Annotated in this window: 2 protein-coding genes and 2 pseudogenes; 2 read left to right on the top strand and 2 right to left on the bottom strand. The window is 42.9% G+C overall.

Annotated elements, in window-relative coordinates:
* Window positions 1-102 (top strand): annotated as a pseudogene (locus EWV84_RS12915) (zinc ribbon domain-containing protein); the annotation flags it as partial.
* A gap of 13 nt (window positions 103-115) precedes the next feature.
* On the opposite strand, the gene EWV84_RS12910 reads toward EWV84_RS12915, so the two are convergent.
* Window positions 116-1,564, bottom strand: coding sequence for a family 10 glycosylhydrolase (locus EWV84_RS12910; protein ID WP_287078301.1), 1,449 nt, complete (start codon window positions 1,562-1,564; stop codon window positions 116-118).
* A gap of 566 nt (window positions 1,565-2,130) precedes the next feature.
* On the opposite strand from EWV84_RS12910, the gene EWV84_RS12905 reads away from it, so the two are divergent.
* Complete coding sequence (locus EWV84_RS12905; protein ID WP_287078300.1) at window positions 2,131-2,886, top strand: cobalt-precorrin-6A reductase; 756 nt, start codon at window positions 2,131-2,133, stop codon at window positions 2,884-2,886.
* A 498-nt stretch (window positions 2,887-3,384) separates the two neighbouring features.
* On the opposite strand, the pseudogene EWV84_RS12895 reads toward EWV84_RS12905, so the two are convergent.
* Window positions 3,385-3,641, bottom strand: a pseudogene (locus EWV84_RS12895) (transposase); the annotation flags it as partial.

The following is a 3,641-nucleotide window of genomic DNA, read 5'->3' as shown; positions in this document are numbered from 1 at the left end:
AGAAAGGTTTTCAGTGGAGACATTGAGAATCTAAGCTGTCTCGTTGAACAAGGAATTTCCGATAGTGATAGGTCAAGAATCCCCCGTCACAGCGTAGCTTGACGGTGGGAGTATGTCAAATTTGACAAAATCTTCTGGCTCGATCGAATTGTGGTTCTTGCCAAGAAAAAGCAAAATGACTGATACTATCTATGGTGGGAAAGGCTATGCGAATCGCTTCCATTTGCACTTCTAAGGAGGGACGATTGTTATAGGGTTGCCCCCATAAACCCGCCAAAGCTGGGATAACAGGAGTTTGATTTCCCCTGCTTGCCACTACTCTTTTGATCTGATTAACTACACAGGTAGTATCGTTACAATTAGCGTAGGACATGGGATGCCATTCTAGGGAAGCGGGAAAACTATCCCAAGCTTGTAAACGGGAATCAAAACCTTGATTACCCACAAGACGATTCCCATCAGGAAAAAACACTGCCCCGGCGGGAATTCCCTGACGTTCCACTAGGGCGGAAAAATAACTAATATAATCAATTACACCCTGGGCAGCATGGGCAACCGCTAGGAACCAAAGTTCTAATTTGAGGCGATCAAAACGACTTTTAACTGATTGTTTCATCTCCTCTTCTAAGGGGATTCTACCCTGCCAAAGAGGGGCGGTTTCTTGGGGATAAAGGCGATCGGCTTCGACGATATCATGGGGGGAAATTTGACCACGAGTCAGATAGAGATCGATTAAAAATTTGCCCTTATTATTCAATCCTCGATTAATTAAAGCTTGTCGGGATGCCGGACTAAAAATCCATAAATCTTGGACATCATCGGCAACGGAATCGACTCCTGTTCCTCTGGGATAGCGAATATAATCAAATAAAACTCCATCGGGACGACGTTGTAAAATGGCTTCTAGGAGAATTAAATAATCCTGTCGCGCTTGATTACTGTAGGGATCGACAAAAGTTTGGGATCGATCATCGACAAAAGAGGTGCTATCCTGTCCTTTACCATTGCGTGCTAACACCTCCTGTCGCTCGGGTTTTAAGCTATAAGCATAGCCAAAATTGAGGCTAAATAACCAAGCATAAACCTTTAAACCGCGTTTATGTCCCTGTTCGATCGCCTGTGCTAATAAATCCACATTTCCCGCACCCGGATTTTTAATCACGCTATCCCAAACGGTGGGATTATTGTTAGGAGGTAATAAGACTTGACCATCGGCAAAAACTTCCAGATAAACTGTATTATAACCTTTGGCCACGATGCGATCGAGGATACTTTCTATCGATCCGGGACGGGTATCACAGGAGTAGAGACGTAACCAGATCGCCTGTTCTTGTAACCAGTGTCGGGAACGACAAAAGCGCAATTGTTCAGCATATTTCTGCAATAAAATGTTATATTCTTGGGGGGAAGTTTGACGCAGATTTTCTTGTTGTTTGATTTCCGATTCGGACAGTTGACAGTTATTATTGACCGCGAGGCTAGGGTTAATCCCTAGAGGACTACTCCAGAGGATTATAGCGAGGAAACAGGATAGTGATCGCAGATAATTGACTTTCTTTAACATAGTTGTTCACGGCAAAAGTAGCAAAGGAGAAATTTTCTTAGTTTGCTATTTTTTTAGAGCAGTTATCTTAATGGTGAGGTATAAGGTTTTCGGGTTGGGGATAGGAGAGACAGGAGACGATTCCCAGTCAGATTATACTTCACCTTTATCGAAAATTTGGGTTGAAAACCCCGGCAAAATTTTGCCACCAACCAACCCAATCAACCGATCAGATGTTTCGATTCAACTAATTTCTAAGCGCCAGTAGAGAGTTTCTTCAGGCGAGAAGCTAACCCCGTCAAATCTCCTTCCTTTGCAAGGGAAGATAGGAAGATGGAAAATTAGTTAGGGTTTGCGGCAAAAAGTTTTTCGTGGGGGTAGGGTGTGGGGTGTGGGGTGTAGGGTGTAGGGTTTTACCCGTTTTCAGAGGGTCAATTACCTAATTTTCGGGGAAAAAGTCCCTGAATTTTCCCCCCGACCACTCCAAGGGTTGGCACTTTTTGAGGTAAAAAAAGTCTAAAAGTCTTACCCAACAAGGTTTTTAGATTTATTCAGCAAACCCTAGTTAACCTTTTGGCAATTGCTAGATGACTAAAAATAAAAAAGTGCTGATTTTAGGGGGAACGGGGGAAGCGGCGGCATTAGCGGCTAAAATTGCGGCAATTCCGGGTATAGATGCCATCGCTTCTTTGGCCGGTCGCACGAGAGAACCGATTACTCTCACAACTCCTTCTCGCAGGGGGGGGTTTGGTGGTGCCACTGGGTTAGCCAATTATCTGCGTCAAGAACGCATTGATTGTTTAATTGATGCCACCCATCCCTTTGCCGCACAAATTTCCTTTAATGCCGCTCAAGCCGCCTCGGATTGTGGTATTCCTCGATTAATCTTAAGTCGTCCAGCTTGGGAAAAAGTATCTGGAGATAATTGGATTGAAGTAGAAAACAATCAAGCAGCGGCGAATATTTTACCGGGGTTAGCGCTGCGGATATTTCTCACTATTGGTCGGCAAGAACTGGCAAGTTATGCACATTTAAAAAATATCTGGTTTTTGATGCGGATGATCGACCCACCGGCAGCGGATGCGATCGTACCGGTTGGAAAATTATTGTTGGCACGGGGGCCTTTTTCCTTACAGTCAGAGCGCTCTCTTTTACAAGAATATAAGATTGAGGCGATCGTGAGTAAAAATAGCGGCGGTGATGCCACTTACGCCAAAATTATCGCCGCTAGAGAGTTGGGAATAATCGTGGTAATGATACAACGTCCACCTGTACCTGAAGGAGAAAAAGTGGCGGATGTTAAAAGTGTCCTGGCATGGTTAGAAAAAAGGTGGCTCTCTTGATTTTTCTGGAAAAATCATCAGTAAACCCTATCTAGGGTTTGCGGCAAAAAGTTATTGAAAAGTACAGGTCTCTTAATCAATGATTTCACTTAGCTACAAGCATAAGCTTTAATTGTTGATTAATTCTCAAGTTATAACGTATCGTAATCATTGACCGAGAAAAAGTGCTGTTTTCCCATTTCAGACATAAAAAAGCCCAAAAAACCTGCCTCAACAGGTTAGAAAGATTCATGACTAAAAAAGTAATAGCAATCGCTGAAAAGGAAGTATGAGGAAGTTTAGCCATCACTTTACCTAGGGTTTGCGGCAAAAAGTTTTTCTTGGGGGTAGGGTGTGGGGTGTGGGGTGTAGGGTTTTACCGATTTTCAGGTGGTCAACTACCTAATTTTCAAGGAAAAAGTCCCTGAATTTTCCCCCTGATCACTCCCAGTCAGGTACTTTTTGATTGACAAAAAGTCTAAAAGTTTTACCCAACAAGGTTTTTAGATTTATTCAGCAGACCCTACCTAAACTAAATCTTCTTTTCCCTTGTCCAAATTTGCCCTCTATACAATTCCGAATCCTCTCATCATCAGTAGCTTGTTTCTTTTGTTCTTTACTAACATTTTTGGCTGGTCTTCCTAATGGGGGACCACTGATTCTGATTCCCCTTTCTTTACACCAAGCTCGGTTTTCTCTGGTTCGATAAATTTTGTCCACATGAACTGATTCTGGATAGTATCCTGTCTAGTCATAATAAGCTTCTATTTGTGCTT

It is taken from the genome of Microcystis sp. M_QC_C_20170808_M3Col, assembly GCF_007095505.1.
GTDB lineage: Bacteria > Cyanobacteriota > Cyanobacteriia > Cyanobacteriales > Microcystaceae > Microcystis.
This window is presented reverse-complemented; position numbering and strand designations above follow the sequence as displayed.